This is a genomic window from Shewanella sp. GD03713, assembly GCF_029843705.1.
Taxonomy (GTDB): domain Bacteria; phylum Pseudomonadota; class Gammaproteobacteria; order Enterobacterales; family Shewanellaceae; genus Shewanella.
Window position 1 is genome coordinate 3,546,585 of the sequence record NZ_JAOCIW010000001.1, and the last position, 16,992, is coordinate 3,563,576.

Annotated in this window: 16 protein-coding genes; 8 read left to right on the forward strand and 8 right to left on the reverse strand. The window is 47.3% G+C overall.

The features are described from left to right. Window positions 1-30: 30 nt before the first annotated feature. A complete protein-coding gene (locus N5E87_RS15585; RefSeq protein ID WP_011717913.1) occupies window positions 31-228 on the reverse strand; it encodes a hypothetical protein in 198 nt (65 codons plus the stop codon). A 533-nt stretch (window positions 229-761) separates the two neighbouring features. Between N5E87_RS15585 and nhaD the strand changes: the two genes are divergently transcribed. Next, window positions 762-2,009, forward strand: a complete 1,248-nt coding sequence (gene nhaD, locus N5E87_RS15590) for a sodium:proton antiporter NhaD (RefSeq protein WP_086903117.1) — start codon at window positions 762-764, stop codon at window positions 2,007-2,009. A 62-nt stretch (window positions 2,010-2,071) separates the two neighbouring features. Here the strand turns inward: nhaD and N5E87_RS15595 are convergent, their stop codons facing one another. Continuing rightward, window positions 2,072-3,172, reverse strand: coding sequence for a general secretion pathway protein GspB (locus tag N5E87_RS15595; protein ID WP_086903116.1), 1,101 nt, complete (start codon window positions 3,170-3,172; stop codon window positions 2,072-2,074). Then, entirely contained in the window at window positions 3,172-4,860 is a 1,689-nt protein-coding gene (locus tag N5E87_RS15600) for an ExeA family protein (protein ID WP_086903115.1), read from the reverse strand. The genes N5E87_RS15595 and N5E87_RS15600 overlap by 1 nt, the downstream gene beginning before the upstream one ends. 173 nt (window positions 4,861-5,033) lie before the next feature. On the opposite strand from N5E87_RS15600, the gene N5E87_RS15605 reads away from it, so the two are divergent. Together N5E87_RS15605 and N5E87_RS15610 are read left to right on the forward strand one after the other, a co-directional pair. Then, window positions 5,034-6,284 carry a multifunctional CCA addition/repair protein gene (locus tag N5E87_RS15605; RefSeq protein ID WP_086903114.1) on the forward strand — a complete coding sequence of 417 codons (1,251 nt, stop codon included), beginning with the start codon at window positions 5,034-5,036 and terminating at the stop codon, window positions 6,282-6,284. Between the two features lie 234 nt (window positions 6,285-6,518). Next, window positions 6,519-6,785, forward strand: a complete 267-nt coding sequence (locus N5E87_RS15610; RefSeq protein WP_011623648.1) for an Lpp/OprI family alanine-zipper lipoprotein — start codon at window positions 6,519-6,521, stop codon at window positions 6,783-6,785. 623 nt (window positions 6,786-7,408) lie between these two features. On the opposite strand, the gene N5E87_RS15615 is transcribed toward N5E87_RS15610, so the two are convergent. The 4 genes from N5E87_RS15615 to folB form a co-directional block, all read right to left on the reverse strand. Continuing rightward, the gene (locus N5E87_RS15615) at window positions 7,409-8,248 is read right to left on the reverse strand and encodes a putative RNA methyltransferase (RefSeq protein WP_086903113.1); all 840 of its coding nucleotides are present in this window, start codon (window positions 8,246-8,248) and stop codon (window positions 7,409-7,411) included. A gap of 84 nt (window positions 8,249-8,332) precedes the next feature. Further along, window positions 8,333-9,133: an undecaprenyl-diphosphate phosphatase gene (locus N5E87_RS15620; protein ID WP_011717919.1), complete on the reverse strand. Its 801-nt coding sequence runs from the start codon at window positions 9,131-9,133 to the stop codon at window positions 8,333-8,335. 18 nt (window positions 9,134-9,151) lie between these two features. Next, window positions 9,152-9,655, reverse strand: coding sequence for a 2-amino-4-hydroxy-6-hydroxymethyldihydropteridine diphosphokinase (folK, locus tag N5E87_RS15625; protein WP_086903112.1), 504 nt, complete (start codon window positions 9,653-9,655; stop codon window positions 9,152-9,154). 55 nt (window positions 9,656-9,710) lie between these two features. Then, on the reverse strand, window positions 9,711-10,061 hold the full coding sequence (gene folB / locus N5E87_RS15630; RefSeq protein ID WP_086903111.1) for a dihydroneopterin aldolase: 351 nt from the start codon (window positions 10,059-10,061) through the stop codon (window positions 9,711-9,713). A gap of 261 nt (window positions 10,062-10,322) precedes the next feature. On the opposite strand from folB, the gene plsY reads away from it, so the two are divergent. After that, complete coding sequence (gene plsY, locus N5E87_RS15635; RefSeq protein ID WP_086903110.1) at window positions 10,323-10,934, forward strand: glycerol-3-phosphate 1-O-acyltransferase PlsY; 612 nt, start codon at window positions 10,323-10,325, stop codon at window positions 10,932-10,934. Between the two features lie 171 nt (window positions 10,935-11,105). Here plsY and tsaD read toward each other — a convergent pair whose 3' ends face one another. Next, entirely contained in the window at window positions 11,106-12,122 is a 1,017-nt protein-coding gene (gene tsaD, locus N5E87_RS15640; protein WP_011623654.1) for a tRNA (adenosine(37)-N6)-threonylcarbamoyltransferase complex transferase subunit TsaD, read from the reverse strand. 214 nt (window positions 12,123-12,336) lie between these two features. Here tsaD and rpsU point away from each other — a divergent pair, with 214 nt between their 5' ends. The 4 genes from rpsU to rpoD all read left to right on the forward strand — a co-directional run bounded on the left by rpsU (window position 12,337) and on the right by rpoD (window position 16,796). Further along, a complete protein-coding gene (gene rpsU, locus N5E87_RS15645) occupies window positions 12,337-12,552 on the forward strand; it encodes a 30S ribosomal protein S21 (RefSeq protein ID WP_006080725.1) in 216 nt (71 codons plus the stop codon). A gap of 6 nt (window positions 12,553-12,558) precedes the next feature. After that, window positions 12,559-13,002 carry a GatB/YqeY domain-containing protein gene (locus N5E87_RS15650; protein WP_011717923.1) on the forward strand — a complete coding sequence of 148 codons (444 nt, stop codon included), beginning with the start codon at window positions 12,559-12,561 and terminating at the stop codon, window positions 13,000-13,002. 83 nt (window positions 13,003-13,085) lie between these two features. Then, window positions 13,086-14,810: a DNA primase gene (gene dnaG, locus N5E87_RS15655; RefSeq protein WP_086903109.1), complete on the forward strand. Its 1,725-nt coding sequence runs from the start codon at window positions 13,086-13,088 to the stop codon at window positions 14,808-14,810. A 135-nt stretch (window positions 14,811-14,945) separates the two neighbouring features. After that, window positions 14,946-16,796, forward strand: coding sequence for an RNA polymerase sigma factor RpoD (gene rpoD / locus N5E87_RS15660; protein WP_086903108.1), 1,851 nt, complete (start codon window positions 14,946-14,948; stop codon window positions 16,794-16,796). Window positions 16,797-16,992: the final 196 nt, after the last annotated feature.

Here is a 16,992-nt window from a genome sequence, read left to right on the forward strand (position 1 = left end):
GCGTCGGCTATTGCATGAGCCTTGGCTCCATCAATAGCTATCGGAACGTTTAGAGCCTAAAGCTGATTTAAATACCACCGCCGCGACGAGGACCTGTAAGGTCAAAGTGATATGGTCAACCATCAGGCTAGGATTATGTAATATTCCCAATGCGATCAGCTGCTTGCCACTATATGTTAACCAAACTAAAGAGCCTAATAACATCAGACTGCGGAGCACAAATGTCATTTTGCGTTATCCTTAAGATACAACATCCAGTGTCTTAACTACTAAAGTGGCACAAGATACAGCTCACTTTCTGTCCAGTCAATATTTTGACCTGGTCATTTTTGTGACACAACTAAAGAATTCCGCACTCAGCACCCTAAACAGCACAAAATCCGATCCTTCACCTCTGTGACTGCATTTTCACGCAATATTTCCTTCATAAAGAAAAATTAATTGCGGGATCGGCAAAATAACTGCTTAGACTTTAATCGTAGATCTTACTTTACAGTCCTCCGGCAATCTCGAGCAAACAAGATAATTAACTGCGCATTAAAAATAAAACAGTGTTTAACGCTAAAAACCAATCATTTTCACTGAGAGCAATATCACAAAATGACGCAAATCCGAGTTACAGCTAACAGTTGCGTTATTCACCCCATTATGTTCTGATCCGCACGCATTAACACGGCAAGCTTAATTTAGCCTTGATAATGCCACTCAATAGCTCGCCTTTGGCTTGCCACGACATTAAAACAGCAGTTGGAATTGCAGTTATGTTATATACCTTTCTGATCATACTGGCGGTGCTCGCATTGCTCAGTATTATTTTCGAAGAAGTCACCCACCTTAATAAAGCAAAAACCACCTTATTCTTTGGCTGTATTTCCTGGGTAGCACTGTTTATGGCTGCCGGAGACGCCAACCATGAAAAATTGGTTGCCCATCAACTCAATGAAAACTTGCTCGAAATTGCCACCCTGTGGCTGTTTTTGATGTCGACAATGACCTTTGTGGCCTATCTAAACGCCAAAGGTATGATCCAAATTATGGTGCAGAAGCTGTTCCCGCAGAAGGTTTCTGTGCGTTTGTTAATGATCCAAGTGGCCTTATTCGCGCTTATCCTGTCGGCTTTCTGTGATAACGTCACCGCGACCTTAGTGTCTTTAGGCTTGTTAACGACCTTTAAGCTCGAAAAGCAAATGCGCCGTAGAATGGCAGTGTTGATTATTTTCGCCGTGAACTCTGGCGGTGTCGCCCTGATCACCGGTGACGTCACCACCCTGATGATCTTCTTAGGCGGCCACGTACATATCTCCGAACTGTTGATGCTGTTTATCCCATCTGCCGTGAGTGTGATTTTACTGGCGACGTTGTTCTCATTGAAGGCTGAAGGCGTGGTGACCACCACCCCGATTAAGCACAGCTATCAAACCGTGGATCTGCTAATTGCCTTAGTGTTCTTCTGCACGATTCTGATGACCATGCTGCTGAACATTCTATTTGGTATTCCACCAGTACTGACCTTCTTAACCGGTCTGTCGATTATGTTCCTTATCGGCCACACGACCCGCAGTGATAAAGAAGAAATCAAGATCCTCGAATATATTCGCCAAGTCGAATACGACACCCTGTTGTTCTTCTTAGGGATTTTACTGCTGGTTGGTATGCTTAAAGAAATCGGCACCTTAGATATGCTGACCGAAGCTTACAGCCTGTTTAATCCAAACATCTCTAACTTCGTTACTGGTATGGGTTCAGCCCTGATTGATAACGTGCCATTGACGGCTGCGCTGCTTAAAGCAGAGCCAGTACTCAACACCCCAGAATGGTTAGGGTTAACCTACAGTGTGGGCGTAGGTGGTTCATTGTTAGTGATTGGTTCGGCTGCGGGTATCGTCGCCATGAGCAAAGTAAAAGAACTGACTTTCGTAAGCTATCTAAAATATGTGCCAGCCCTGTTCCTGTGCTACAGCATTGGTTACGCCCTGACCTTATTCCTGGCGTACAATTTCTTTGCTTAACCTTTGATTTTAATCGATAAAAAAGGCGCCGTTCGGCGCCTTTTTTGTTTGCTACAGCACAGTTAAATAGCAGGCACCCTAAACTGCGTACCTTGGATTTCGAGCACCACATCCCGTGGGCGAATCGCAATAATCTTTAACTTGCCTCCAATCTGGTCGCCTTCCTGTAACTCGGCGCCATCGACATTCAACCAACGCTGACTCGCATCCGTCGAATAAACGTGGGCAACAATATTAAATTCAGGCACTTGGAGTTGTAACCCTGCTGGCAGTTGCCCATATTTAGGAATATCGTCGTTTTCGACCTTAGGAATAGGATCAAGCTTGGGCTCAGTTACCGGCGTCTTAGCCGCCTTTACATATTCCACATCCTTGAGCGCATCCTGAAAATTCGCGACTAACTCATCCTCTTTGCGGCTCTGCGCCGTCTCTAAGCCCACATCAGCCGCCGCGGCATTGACTTGCTCACGCAGTGCCTCGAGTGTCACTAAGCCCTGACGATTCGCATTAGCGCCCAACATAATAGGCTCTGACTCGCTCGTATCCTGTGGCGCAACGTCTTCAACAGAGGGTTGCTGCGTTCGAGTCGTTTCATCTAAGGCTGCAGACGTCGCCAGATAGTCATCGTAGCTCGGATCCGCACTCGCAGAAACGGATGCTGTGGTAGATAGAGCCGAACTCATATTGGGGTTCTGATAAGGCTGCACGTTTGCAGGCGCCTCATTTAATACCTGCTCCCTCGGCAGTGCCACTTTGCCCGCTAATCGAAACCCTGACGATTCTGCAGAGGTTTGCTCTGATACACCTGTTTGCAACGCAGCGCGAGTAACGGCACCTGATGAGGCGCGAACACCTTCGGCAGATGGCTGCACAGTAGAGGCTGCCTGCGGCGTGTATTCAGCCTTTCTATCAGCCGTGCTTGAATTGATACTGCTAGGCGCCGCATTCACTATCGACATCGCATTTTGCTGTTGCCAATTCGCCACGCCCCACGCCACACCCACACCAAGCGCCACCGCGACGGCGAGTAGGGATAATTTTGCCACGGGGAATGCAGATTTACGCGCCGTAGGATAACTTGCCCTCGGCGTTAATACCGCATCGGGTAAGGGTGAAGTTTGTTGCTGCTTATTACGGGTTACCGCATCGAGTAAAATGGACATTAACTCTGCGCTCCCTTATCGGTGAGGCGCGGTCCCTGATCACTTAAATACAAATTTAGTCTCACTAAGGTTTGATTACCTGCAATCCCGTCGGCCTTTAAACCATGTTGGCTTTGGAAAGCTTTCAGATCGTTCTCTAATTTCAGATCGAATTGAGACACCCGGCGCGAAGGTCGGTTAGCTACATGGGCAAGGGCGTTTTCAAGCCATTGTAATTGCCCAGGACTCGACTTCTGACTGATTTCCAACATAGGTAAATTAGGCGCCTGCCAGAGAATTTCAAAGGTGCCGCTAAAGTGTTGATTGAACCAGGCTCTATCGACCCAAAGCTGCTGCTCGCCCAACTGCATCAATAGCTGATCAGCATCGACAGCAATCACAGCGCCATAAAAATCTTGTTGGTTATCATCCACTAAATACACAACTGCGGGATAATTGAGCCGTGTGAGCGACATCCAATTGCCCTGCTGTTGATAGCAGGAAAGCCCCTGCTCCAGCGCCGACTGGCACGCGGTTAAGCCTTTAAAGGGGACTTTACCCCACACATTAAAGAGGCCTGCAAAGGCGGTATCGATACTGCGGCTTTGTTTGATGGCCTCCTGCAACACCCGCACACTCGGATCCGGCGCTGCAAGCGTTTGCGGCTCGCTAGCCACTGGTGCACTAGGCATCGAAGCCTGTGTTTGCTCCGGCTGAATACTATTAGCTTGAGTCGATGCTTGAGTTGCAGCTGGTGTCGTTTGGCTCACTTGTGTCGCAGGCGAGTTGGCCACATTGGCAACCGCTGGACTTTCGGTAAATAACCAATAAGACACGCCGAAAGCCACAACTAATGCCGCCGCAATAGCACTTGGCCACAAGAATTTATTTTGCTGTGGTTCTTCTTCGCCTAATACTTCAGCCGCCGCTTGTCTCACCATATGGTGATCGATTGGCACCTTAGATTGTGCGTAACCCGCCATCAAAGCACGTTCGCACAGCAAGTTAATTAACCGCGGAATGCCGCCACTGCATTTGTGCAGCACTTTAATTGCTTTGCGAGTAAAAAGCGGTTCGAAACGACCTGCCACCTGTAAACGGTGCAACACATAGAGCGCGATTTCATCTTCATTCAGAGGCAATAGATGATAGCGGGCAGTAATACGCTGGGCTAACTGTCTAAGCTCTTGCCGTTTAAGCAGCAATTGCAGCTCTGGCTGACCAATTAAGATCACCTGCAGCAGTTTTTTGGTGTCGGTCTCAAGATTGGTGAGCAGCCTTAATTGCTCTAATACTTCGGCACGCAGATGCTGCGCCTCATCGATGATGAGTACGGTATTGCGGCCTTTCTCATGATTAGCCAGTAAAAAACGACTCAGATGGTCAGTGAGTTGTTTAAGGGTTGGGTTTTCACCATAGCTAATCTTCAATTCATCACAGAGCGTGGCGAGTAACTCCAGCTCAGTCAGCGAAGGATTTAAAATAAATGCAGTGTCGGTATTATCGGGCAATTGCCCGAGTAAACAACGAGATACTGTCGTTTTCCCCGTGCCGACCTCCCCCGTCAACAACACAAAGCCCCCAGTTTCACCCAGTCCATAGGTCAAATGGGCTAAGGCCTCTCTGTGCCTGTCACTCAAAAATAAATAATGGGGATTGGGTGCAATCGAAAAAGGGTTATCACTGAGTCCATAAAAGGCCTTGTACATACCACCAATCATCCTAAGCTAAAAATAACGCCCCACGTTAAAACGTCCCAATGATATTGTCAAAACATCCGCAACATGGATGTGACATCCCAATAAATATCTGCACCCAATACGACTCGCCATCGCCTCATCATGTTAAGCTAGCTTTATGACACACTAGCTAAAATATTCCTGTGAAAATTTATTTAGTGGGCGGAGCTGTACGAGACAGCCTGCTCAATCTCCCAATAAAAGATAAAGATTTTATGGTTGTCGGCGCCACTCCGGAGCAAATGCAGCAGTTAGGCTATCGCCAGGTGGGTAAAGACTTCCCGGTGTTTTTGCACCCTAAAACCCAACAAGAATATGCATTAGCACGCACAGAGCGCAAAGTCGGCCTCGGCTATGGTGGCTTCAGCTGTTACGCCAGTCCGGATGTCACCCTAGAGCAAGACCTGCTGAGACGCGATTTAACCATTAATGCCATCGCCCAAGATGAGACGGGTAACTTGTACGATCCTTACCATGGCATCGCCGATATCAACGCGCGTAAGCTGCGACATGTCTCGGCCGCCTTTGCCGAAGATCCGCTGCGAGTATTAAGGGTTGCCCGCTTTGCCGCACGTTTTCATGACTTAGGCTTCGAGATTGCCGATGAAACCATGGCGTTAATGCAGCACATGAGCCAAACCGAGGAGTTAACCGCCCTTACCCCAGAGCGTGTCTGGCAAGAAGTCGATAAGAGTCTTGGCGGCCCTCACCCAGAAGTCTTTTTCGAGGTGCTACGCCAATGCGGCGCCTTGAATATTCTTTTCCCTGAGATTGAGGCGCTTTTTGGTGTGCCACAACCGGAAAAATGGCACCCAGAGATAGACACGGGGTTGCACACTATGTTGGTGTTGGCCCAAGCCACCGCTCTGACAGAGGAAAAAGCGGTGCGCTTTGCCGCCCTAGTGCATGACTTGGGTAAAGCATTAAGTCCTAAAGAGCATTGGCCTAAACACCATGGTCATGGACAAAAAGGCTTACCCGTCATTAAAAGTCTGTGTGACCGCTTGCGGATCCCCAACGAGTATCGCGATCTGGCGCTCTTGGTGAGCGACCAACATCAGAATGTGCACCAAGCTTTTGAGTTAAGAAGCGAAACCATCATCAAACTCTTCGATAAAGCCGATTTTTGGCGTAAACCAGAAAGGCTGGAGCAACTTCTATTAGCCTGTCTCGCCGATATGCGTGGCCGAACCGGATTCGAGCATCACGCCTATCCACAAAGCGATTATCTTTCTGCTTGTTTTTTAGCCGCCAATACGGTCGATGTAAAGGCTATTATTGCGGCAGGTTTTCAAGGTGCACAGATAAAACAGGCGCTCAATTCGAAGCGGATAGAGGTTGTTGAGCAAGTGAAACTCAACTGGCAGCAATCCCAAGCCAAACAAACGCCATAAAATTGTAATATTTTTGTAAATGCGACCACACTTTCTGGTAAATACAGTGCCATTTTTCGATGAAAAAGGCCGATATAACCGCGAAAAAACGCTTTTAAAAAAAATTTATATGTCTATAGTGGCTAAACGCATTAATATTCGTAGCAAATTAAAATAGCTATGTCATAATTAGGCAGTTTCGATTCCAAAGTGACGAAACATTCAAATCCAACCTATTTTAAGGGATTTTTTACAATGAACAAAAAAGTACTGATGATTGCTGGTTTAGCAATGACTGCCCTACTAGGTGGTTGTGCAAACACTACTGCTCTGGAAGAAAGCGTTGCAACTCTGGGCAACAAAGTTGATCAATTGTCAGCTGATGTTAGCTCTCTGAAATCAGAGCAAAGCAAACTGTCTGCAGACGTTAAAGATGCTAAAGCAGCAGCTATGGACGCACAAGCAGAAGCTAAGCGCGCTAACGACCGTCTAGACAACGTTGCTTCTCGTTACAAGAAGTAATGATAAGTAATTAACCTGTAATTCAGCAGGTTAGCATAAAAGGCTTGAGAGAGATGAAAGCGAATAGCACATCCATCCAAGCCTTTTTTTATGGCCTCAGTTAATCCAAGCACCCATCTTATCTTTAAAAATCATCTCCAATTTAAACCTACACTTTCTCGGCTCTCTAGCCCTTTACACTCACCATCTCTTTAAAACTCATTCGGCTTAACGGCAATGCCAGTTCAAAACCGAAGTTCATCGCTCATTTGTTTTAAGTGGATTTGATTTTTAATCTCATCCATAAACTGAGATTTTAAGTTTTCTTAATCCCCACGAATCTTTTTGCTTAAAACTTTATTTTCGCCCCAGTGTTATCGTCGGCATTTTAAAGAAACTGCAACGCGACAAACTGAGGCTATTAGCGAAACAAAGGCAATAAACTGGTAATAATTGTGAGAGACAAAAGTGTAATAAAGATAAAGTTTAAGGGACGCCGTTTCGCATTTACATTAAAACAACATAAAAAGCTCGATTAGTATCATAGACTTGCATAATTCGCCCTATTCAAGCACCCAAAAACGCATTCCCTAAGCTAATGAATAGATTAAAAAACATCCTATTCAATTATGTATTTTGGCCTATTAGGACTCAATTAAAGACTTTTGCGCTAAGACCAAAACAAAATCAATTTCCAGCGTATCGAAGGCTTTCGTCCGAATAAGGTGTTTAACTTGTTCAGAGGCTCGCCACGCATAGGGTGTCATATCCAGCAAGACCAGCGCTTGCTCACCCGTAACGGACAAACTAAATTGCAATTGCTGCTGTTCTTTGACAATTAAACCCGAAGGTAAGTTAATTTGGGGCGTTTTTTCAGTCAGTTCAGGATAAATACACTCCCTGATTTGCCACAAATGCCGCGCACCCGGGATCACCTGTAACATCAAGCCCTGATCTTTAAGGACTCGAACGCATTCCTTCCCCTTCAACGGCTTATCGACCACAGTGATAAAGTCAATGCAATTGTCGGCAAACGGCAGCACTTTTGAGGTGCTTAAGCACAGCGCGGCAGGGGTTTGCGCTTTGGCCGCAGCAAAAATAGTATTTTCTGCGTCCGCTACGCCACTGTACTGGACGTTTAGCTCGTTTGTGAGTTTAGGTAGTACAGAAGCTAAAGCTCGCAAATAGAAGCCGTCAGCGCACTCATAGTCCAATAGGCAATCATCCGCTTTCAGATGAGGGGCGATGATCGCCGCCATTTTTTCAACTAAAGGTGAAAAAATCCCCGACTCAAGCAAGAAGCGCTTTGCCCGCACTTGCTGACGAGAGTCGCCAGTTGGCTTTTGCCGTGCTGGTTTAGTAAAAATCCAATAACCCGCTTCGCTTTTATCAAAATGGTGCTTGTTCGCACAGTAAAAACCTTGGGATGCCTGATGCTGCATCAGTGCCGAACCACAGGTAGGACATTGAAATTGAAGGCCCATAACTTACTCCGTTAACGAAAATCCGCGCCTAAAAACACAAAAATCGGGTACTAGACCCGATTTTTTAGCCATGACGCCTCTGTATTATAGGAAGATAAATCCACATAACACAGCACCGAGGATGAGGCGGTAAATCACAAATGGCGTCATACCCATACGGCTGATGATTTTTAAGAAATAGTGAATACACAGATAAGCGGCTACAAATGAAATCACAGTGCCGAGTGTCAGTGCTTGATAATCAATGGGAAGCGGGCTTTCAGCCAAATCTTTACCCACTAGAATAGCCGCGCCCAGACTAACAGGCACAGACATCAAGAACGAGAAACGCGCTGCGGCATCGCGGCTAAGGCCTAACATCAGCGCAGCCGTCATCGTCGCGCCCGAGCGTGAAGTACCAGGGATTAATGCCAGCGCCTGAGCAAAACCAATTAATAACGCTTTGCGCCAACCCGTTTGATAAACCGTCAAGTCACGGCGCGACATCTTATCTGCCCACCAGAGCAGCAAACCAAAAACCACAGTCGTCACGGCGATAACACCGGCGCTGCGCAGATGGGTTTCGATAAAGTCTTTGGCCATAAAGCCAAAAAACACTGCGGGTAAAGTGGCAAGAATGATCCACCAGGCTAACTTACTGTCATCAGAATGCTGACCTTTTACCATGCTGGCAATCCAAGCCTTGAACATGGCCCAGAGTTCATTGCGAAAATAAATCACCACGGCGAATAATGAGCCCGTGTTCACGGCAACGTCGAAGGATAAGCCTTGGTCTTCCCAGCCTAAAAGCTGTGCGGGTAGGATAAGGTGCGCCGAACTAGAAATGGGGAGGAACTCTGTTAATCCTTGAATTAACGCTAAAATAATTACCTGAAACGTATCCATGACAATCCTATCAATCAATTAAAAAGTGAGCCCATGAGGCCATTCAAAGGCTACCGGCCACAGCTTTTGCGACGCTTTATCATATTCATCCCACATTACGGCATAGGTTTTCTGCTGCAATGGGTGAACCAAATTGGGGGCGATTTCCGCTAAAGGCCAAAGCACAAAAGCATTAGTGACAATTTCGGCGCGGGGCAGTACCACAGGGGTCTGACAAACGACATCATCGTATAGCAATAGGTCAATATCTAAAGTTCTTGGACTAAACTTTTTGGCCCCCACCAACCGGCCGTGATTTTGCTCGATTTGCTTAAACTGCGCAACTACCTCAGCAATATTCAGGCTCGTTTGTGCACAGGCCACCATATTTAAAAAGTTAGTGCCATCAAACCCTACGGCTTCACTCTCATACATAGAGGAAAGCTGCAGTGGACCAAAGTGCTCTCGTAATGACTGCAAGCCCGCCTTCAGATAGCGAGAAGGTTCTATATTACTGCCTAAACTAATGTATATACGTGCCATACCGATGTCCGAACCGTCCGCCTAACTAAGCTAAAACCCGAATCTAGAGTAACGACTAGCGTGAGCGTTCAATCTCAACCCCAACGGCAGAGGCCGAAGGCACAGCGCCGGGTTTCATCACCACGACTTTCACCCAATTGACCTTAAACTCGTTGAGCACACATTCGGCCACTCGTTCGGCCACGGTTTCGATTAACTCGATGGGCTTTTCGCTGACGAGCTGAGTCAGACGGTTCGACACCGTTTCATAGCAGAGCGCGTATTGATAGTCGTCGGTTGCCGCCGCGGCCTTATTGTCCCAAGCCATGTCGAGATCCAAAAACAGGCTCTGCTGGATTTTCTTTTCCCATTCATAGACGCCAATCACAGTATCAATACGTAATTGTCGAATAAGCACTTTATCCATACTAATTCCTACTAACTCATGCCAATGAGGTCTGATAAGCTAAACGCGATAGAGTCTGTATAATCCGCCGTTCGATGGAACGACTAATTTACTTTCTACTCGGACCAATCCGAAGTAGGATAACGCCCAAATGGATTTGTTCGTTCAGAAACTATCGCAACTTGATAAGTCGCGTTATCGCTATCGCTTATGACTGAATGCTTGCCAAGAGGCTGTTTAATTGTGGCGCGATAATACCTTAAGACGTGTAAGGAAACCAATGTGAGTCAATTAACACTGACACTTTTGATGATTGTGGCCGCCTATTTAGCCGGTTCTGTCTCAAGTGCTGTGCTAGTGTGTAGGATGAGAGGCCTACCCGACCCAAGATTGCAAGGCTCTGGTAACCCCGGAGCCACCAACGTGCTGCGCATTGGCGGCGCAAGCTCGGCTGCCATGGTGTTATTTTTCGATATGCTTAAGGGCGCCTTACCCACTTATCTTGCCTATTTAATGGGAATTGACGCCATATCCCTCGGCCTGATCGCCATCGCCGCCTGTCTTGGGCATATCTATCCGATATTTTTTGGTTTTAAAGGTGGCAAAGGCGTGGCGACGGCTTTTGGTGCCATGGCGCCGATTGGCGATGACTTGGCCATCTGCTTGATGGCTTCTTGGGTCGTCTTAGTCCTGATCAGTCGCTACTCTTCCCTCGCCGCGATTATCACCGCCCTACTGGCACCACTCTATACTTGGTGGCTAGATGACAGATTTACGATTCCCGTCGCTATGCTCTCAACCCTGATTATCATCCGCCATAAAGAAAATATTCAGCGGCTACTGAAAGGCGAAGAGTCTAAAGTGTCACGTAAAAAGCGTCCTAAAACACCTTAGGCAAGCAACACCTTAGTCACGTAGCATCGTAGTGATTCAACACAATAGCAACGCCGATAAATGGCTTGATAACGCATTCGAAAACCCAGATTCGAGTGACCAATCCAAGAGAACAATAAAAAACAGCGCATCATGCGCTGTTTTTTATTGTTCTTATTTGGCTCGCGTAACCTACGCAACAGGCGGTAAGGTATCGAGCGGCCATCTCGGCTGACCTTTGACCGCTAAGTCTTCCTGTTGCCCCGCCTTTAAACGCTGCAGTCCAGCGAAAGCAATCATGGCACCATTGTCAGTACAAAACTCACCACGTGGATAATAAACTCGGCCACCGATAGAGGTCATCATCTCGGCCAAGGTTTCCCGTAGGCGCGTGTTGGCACTCACGCCACCCGCGATCACTAAACGGTTATAGCCAGTTTGTTTTAACGCGCGGCGACATTTAATCGCGAGCGTATCAACGACCGCTTCTTCAAAGGCGCGGGCGATGTTCGCTCGGGTTTGCTCATCATCGGGCTCGGCGGCAATGGTATTGGCGGTGAAGGTTTTCAGACCTGAGAAACTAAAATCGAGACCGGGTCTGTCGGTCATTGGGCGCGGAAATTGATAACCTGCTGGCTCACCTTTGGCTGCGAGTTTTGCAAGCCGTGGACCGCCGGGATAATCCAGCCCCATCAACTTAGCGGTTTTATCGAAGGCTTCACCGGCGGCGTCATCCACCGACTCACCTAAGACTTCATAAAGGCCGATACCATCAACCTTTACTAACATAGAGTGGCCGCCAGACACTAACAGTGCAACAAAGGGAAACTCAGGCGCATCGTCTTCCAGCATTGGCGCCAACAAATGCCCTTCCATATGATGCACACCGATGGCGGGTTTGTTCCAAGCAAAGGCAAGTGAGCGGCCAACACAAGCGCCCACTAATAAAGCACCGATAAGGCCAGGGCCTTTGGTGTAGGCAATACCATCTAAATCGGCAATTTCGGTATTCGCGTTTTTCAACGCTTGGCGGATTAGCGGGACAATTTTGCGCACATGGTCGCGGGAAGCCAGTTCAGGCACAACCCCACCATAATCCGCATGCAACTTAACCTGACTATATAAAGCGTGGGAAAGTAACCCCAGCTTATCGTCATAGACGGCAATACCTGTCTCGTCACAAGATGTCTCAATACCTAGAACCCGCATGGTGCCTCATATCCAAATTACCAAAGGGCGCTAATTCTACCTGTATGAGGACAATTACTCCAGTCGCCGATCATCATATTCCCCTAGCCAAACCCGCCACAAAGGATTAGGGCTTTACAAGCCTAGTTGTCTCGGTATAAAATTCCGCACCATTTTAAATACACTTGGTTCAAGCAATTGAACCACACAACCTACACCTAAGGGGTGATGGCGTATGCCAATTATTAAAGTACGTGAAAACGAACCATTCGACGTAGCTCTGCGTCGTTTCAAGCGCTCTTGTGAAAAAGCTGGTATTTTAGCTGACGTGCGTGCTCGTGAATTCTACGAGAAGCCAACTACTGCACGTAAGCGCGCTAAAGCAGCTGCAGTTAAACGTTTAGCTAAAAAGCTTTCTCGCGAAAACGCACGTCGCGTACGTTTATACTAATCTCTTATGAGCCTAATTGATCAGCTAAAAGACCATATGAAACAGGCCATGATCGCCAAAGAGAAGGCGAGATTGAGCACTATTCGTATGGCACTTGCAGCCATCAAACAGATTGAAGTGGATACCCGCGAAACCCTGAATGATGAGCAGGTTATAGCTGTCTTAACCAAAATGGTGAAACAACGTCGCGATTCGATTGCTCAATATGAAGCAGCGGGTCGTAGCGAGTTGGCCGCAGCAGAAGCAGAAGAGATTCAAGTTATTGAAACTTTCCTGCCGACTCCCCTCTCTGAGGCGGAAATTGCCGCGTTCATCGATGCCGCTATTGCTGAAATAGGCGCATCCTCCATGGCGGATATGGGCAAAGTAATGGGAGCATTAAAACCTAAAGTTCAAGGACGTGCAGACATGGGCGCTATCGGCGCTATGATCCGTGCAAAATTGCAATAATTAGCGTTTCAATGTATGAACAAGCCGTGCCTATGCGCGGCTTGTTTGTTTAAATTCGCGCAAGGCGAGATTTTAAGCACTCAATGGCAATACCTCGTGATTTTATCAATGAGCTAATCGCTCGCACCGACATTGTCGAACTTATCGACCGCAAGGTGCCCTTGAAAAAGGCGGGTAAAAACTACTCGGCCTGTTGTCCTTTTCATAGCGAAAAATCACCTTCGTTTACCGTTAGCCGCGATAAACAGTTTTATCATTGTTTTGGCTGCGGTGCCCACGGCAACGCCATCGATTTTGTGATGGAGTACGACAGACTCGACTTTGTCGATGCCATCGAAGATCTTGCCGGACAACTGGGCTTAGAAGTCCCAAGGGAACAAGGCACGGGTAAACGCCAAGACGATGGCCTAAGCCGTGATCTATACCAATTAATGGAAGAAGCGAGTCGCTTTTTTCAAACTCAGTTAAGACAACACCAAGATAAACAAAAAGTCATCGACTACCTCGCCTATCGCGGATTATCCGATGATATTGTTGAGCATTTTGGGATTGGTTTTGCGCCCGATGGTTGGGATGGCTTATTAAGCCGCTACCGACACAGTCAAGATGCACAGGATAAACTCCTGACCGCAGGCATGCTGATCAGCAATGACAGCGGTAAAAGATACGACAGATTCCGTGACCGCCTGATGTTTCCTATTCGCGACCGCCGTGGTCGTGTGATTGGATTTGGTGGCAGAGTATTGGGAGATGGCACCCCCAAGTACTTGAATTCGCCAGAAACGCCCATATTTCATAAGGGCAATGAACTCTACGGCCTATACGAGCTAAAACAACGTCATCGCGATCCCGATAAGGTACTGATTGTCGAAGGCTATATGGACGTGGTCGCCCTCGCCCAATATGGCGTGGATTACGCGGTTGCCTCACTAGGCACCTCGACGACAGCTGAACAATTCCAATTGTTGCTACGTAGTGCCAAGGAAGTGATTTGTTGTTATGACGGCGATAGAGCCGGTAATGAGGCCGCTTGGCGCGCCTTAGAAACCGCTTTACCCCTACTCAAACCTGGGGACAAAGTGCGTTTTATGTTTTTACCCCAATCAGAAGATCCGGATTCAATGGTTCGTAAGATTGGTAAAGACGCCTTCGAGCAAATGATGGTAAGTGCCATCACGCTGCCCGAATTTTTGTTTGATACATTAGCGACGAAATTTGGTACCGATAAAGGTAACTTAGCCAAACAAGCCTTTGGCCTAATTGAAAAAATTCAAGATACTGTGCTGCAAAACCTGCTACTTGAGAACTTAGCTCACAAGTTAGGCATGAACAGCTCAGACGATATGAAGAAAAAACTGGGTTTTAGTGTCAAACAAACTAAGCCCACAGCATCAACAGGACTCAAAGGACGCGGTACACCATTGCGACTTGCCATCGCCTTGTTAGTGCAGCATCCCGAGCTGGGAGTGGGATTATCCCCACAACCGGCATTAAACCATCTGCAAATGCCAGGCATTGACTTGCTGCCATTGCTGTTGGAATTAACACGAGAGCATAGGTTAAACAGCGCACAACTACTTGAGCAATTCAGAGACAGCCCCCACAGCGGGACGCTGCATAAATTAGCCCAATGGGACCATCAAGTGGCGGATGAAAACCTGCTCGAAAAGTTTAAACAGACCCTGGTTTGGTTGAACAATCAATATATTGAACAACGATATCAGGAATTGAGTCTAAAACAGACCCATACTAAGGAAGAGAAGATCCAGCTGCAGAAGCTGATCTCAGTCATGAAAGGACTAAACTGAGGCAAAAATGTCCTCAATCAGTATCCCAGTGACTAGCACAGGTAAGTGCACATGGCTATAATTGACGATTTGCGCGGCACTTAGCACAAGCTAACTGTCCGTCGTTGTAACAGTTTCCCAACTTGGATGATATCTATGGATCATACTCCGCAGTCGCAACTCAAGCTGTTGCTTGCCAAAGGTAAAGAGCAAGGTTACTTAACCTATGCAGAAGTGAACGATCACTTACCTGCAGACATGGTCGATTCTGACCAGATCGAAGATATTATCCAGATGATAAATGACATGGGTATTCGGGTGTTCGAAGAAGCACCAGATGCCGATGACATGATGATGTCGGAAGACAACACAGACGAAGATGCAGCGGAAGAAGCCGCAGCCGCCCTTGCCACAGTAGAAAGTGAGCTAGGCCGCACTACAGACCCAGTGCGTATGTACATGCGCGAAATGGGTACCGTTGAACTGCTGACCCGTGAAGGCGAAATCGTTATCGCCAAACGCATCGAAGAAGGCATCAACACAGTTCAAAGCTCTGTCGCCGAATACCCACAAGCGATCGCCATGATCCTTGAGCAGTACGACCAGTACGAAGCCGACGAACTGCGCCTGTCTGATATTATCTCTGGATTTGTTAACCCGGACGAAGAAGACTTAGGTCCAACAGCGACTCATATCGGTTCTGAATTATCGGAAGAAGATCTCGATGATGAAGATGACGATGAAGACGACGAAGACGAAGACGGTGATGGCGAAGGCGATGACGATGGCAACAAGGGTCCAGATCCTGAAGAAGCGCGTGAACGCTTTAGCCAATTAAGAACCGCCTACGAAAACGCGCTTAAAATCATCGATGCCAAAGGTCGTGAACACCCAGAATCGATTCAAGCACTGTTTGAAATCGGTGAGATTTTCAAAGAGTTCCGCCTTGTACCTAAGCAATTCGACCGCTTAGTGAAAAGCATGCGCTCTATGATGGATCGCGTGCGCGTTCAAGAGCGTCTACTGATGAAGCTCTGTGTCGAACAGGCCAAAATGCCGAAGAAGAACTTTGTTAAATTCTTCACCGGTAACGAAACCAATCTCGATTGGTTCGATGCAGAAAAGAACTCAAACAAGCCTTATGCCGAAGGCTTAAGAATGGTTGAAGAAGACGTACAGCGTTGCCGTAGCAAGCTGGCCGCCATCGAAGAAGAGACCGGCTTAGTGATTGCCGCCATTAAAGACATCAACCGTCGTATGTCAATCGGTGAAGCCAAGGCTCGCCGTGCGAAGAAAGAGATGGTTGAGGCAAACTTACGTCTGGTAATTTCTATCGCGAAGAAATACACCAACCGTGGTCTGCAATTCTTGGATCTTATCCAAGAAGGTAACATCGGTCTGATGAAGGCCGTTGATAAGTTCGAATACCGTCGTGGTTACAAGTTCTCGACCTATGCGACTTGGTGGATCCGTCAGGCAATCACCCGCTCAATCGCGGACCAAGCCCGTACTATCCGTATTCCAGTACATATGATCGAAACCATCAACAAGCTGAACCGTATCTCTCGTCAAATGCTGCAGGAAATGGGTCGTGAGCCCTCACCTGAAGAACTGGCAGAGCGTATGATGATGCCGGAAGATAAGATCCGTAAGGTACTGAAAATCGCTAAAGAACCTATCTCCATGGAAACCCCAATCGGTGACGATGAAGATTCGCATTTAGGTGATTTTATCGAGGATACCACCCTCGAATTACCACTGGACAGCGCTACCAGCGAAAGCCTGAAGAGCGCCACCCATGAGGTATTAGCAGGCTTAACGGCCCGTGAAGCGAAAGTACTGCGTATGCGTTTTGGTATCGACATGAATACCGACCACACGCTGGAAGAAGTGGGTAAACAATTTGACGTAACCCGTGAGCGTATCCGTCAAATCGAGGCGAAAGCCCTACGTAAACTGCGCCACCCTTCACGTTCGGAAATCTTAAAGTCGTTCTTAGACGAATAGTCAACCGAAGCATCGATTCTAAGCCCCGCCTAGCGGGGCTTTTTATTGCCCCCATTAACATCCCCTAAAATTCCCCTGAATAGCTATTGCGAAGCTCTCTTTCAAAATCAAATGGTTAAAAATCACTTCTCCATTCAGACGATATGAAATCCCTAAGCAAAAACCACAGTTGATTAACAGATAACCACTTGAATCA

Bases quoted from the DNA above. Each gene is read 5' to 3' on its own strand.
- tsaD (WP_011623654.1), bottom strand. From the start codon at position 12,122: ATGCGGGTTCTAGGTATTGAGACATCTTGTGACGAGACAGGTATTGCC.
- folB (WP_086903111.1), bottom strand. From the start codon at position 10,061: ATGGATAAAGTGCTTATTCGACAATTACGTATTGATACTGTGATTGGC.
- N5E87_RS15600 (WP_086903115.1), bottom strand. From the start codon at position 4,860: ATGTACAAGGCCTTTTATGGACTCAGTGATAACCCTTTTTCGATTGCA.
- dnaG (WP_086903109.1), top strand. From the start codon at position 13,086: ATGGCAATACCTCGTGATTTTATCAATGAGCTAATCGCTCGCACCGAC.
- N5E87_RS15610 (WP_011623648.1), top strand. From the start codon at position 6,519: ATGAACAAAAAAGTACTGATGATTGCTGGTTTAGCAATGACTGCCCTA.
- N5E87_RS15620 (WP_011717919.1), bottom strand. From the start codon at position 9,133: ATGGATACGTTTCAGGTAATTATTTTAGCGTTAATTCAAGGATTAACA.
- N5E87_RS15650 (WP_011717923.1), top strand. From the start codon at position 12,559: ATGAGCCTAATTGATCAGCTAAAAGACCATATGAAACAGGCCATGATC.
- N5E87_RS15595 (WP_086903116.1), bottom strand. From the start codon at position 3,172: ATGTCCATTTTACTCGATGCGGTAACCCGTAATAAGCAGCAACAAACT.
- rpsU (WP_006080725.1), top strand. From the start codon at position 12,337: ATGCCAATTATTAAAGTACGTGAAAACGAACCATTCGACGTAGCTCTG.
- N5E87_RS15585 (WP_011717913.1), bottom strand. From the start codon at position 228: ATGACATTTGTGCTCCGCAGTCTGATGTTATTAGGCTCTTTAGTTTGG.
- rpoD (WP_086903108.1), top strand. From the start codon at position 14,946: ATGGATCATACTCCGCAGTCGCAACTCAAGCTGTTGCTTGCCAAAGGT.
- folK (WP_086903112.1), bottom strand. From the start codon at position 9,655: ATGGCACGTATATACATTAGTTTAGGCAGTAATATAGAACCTTCTCGC.
- N5E87_RS15615 (WP_086903113.1), bottom strand. From the start codon at position 8,248: ATGGGCCTTCAATTTCAATGTCCTACCTGTGGTTCGGCACTGATGCAG.
- nhaD (WP_086903117.1), top strand. From the start codon at position 762: ATGTTATATACCTTTCTGATCATACTGGCGGTGCTCGCATTGCTCAGT.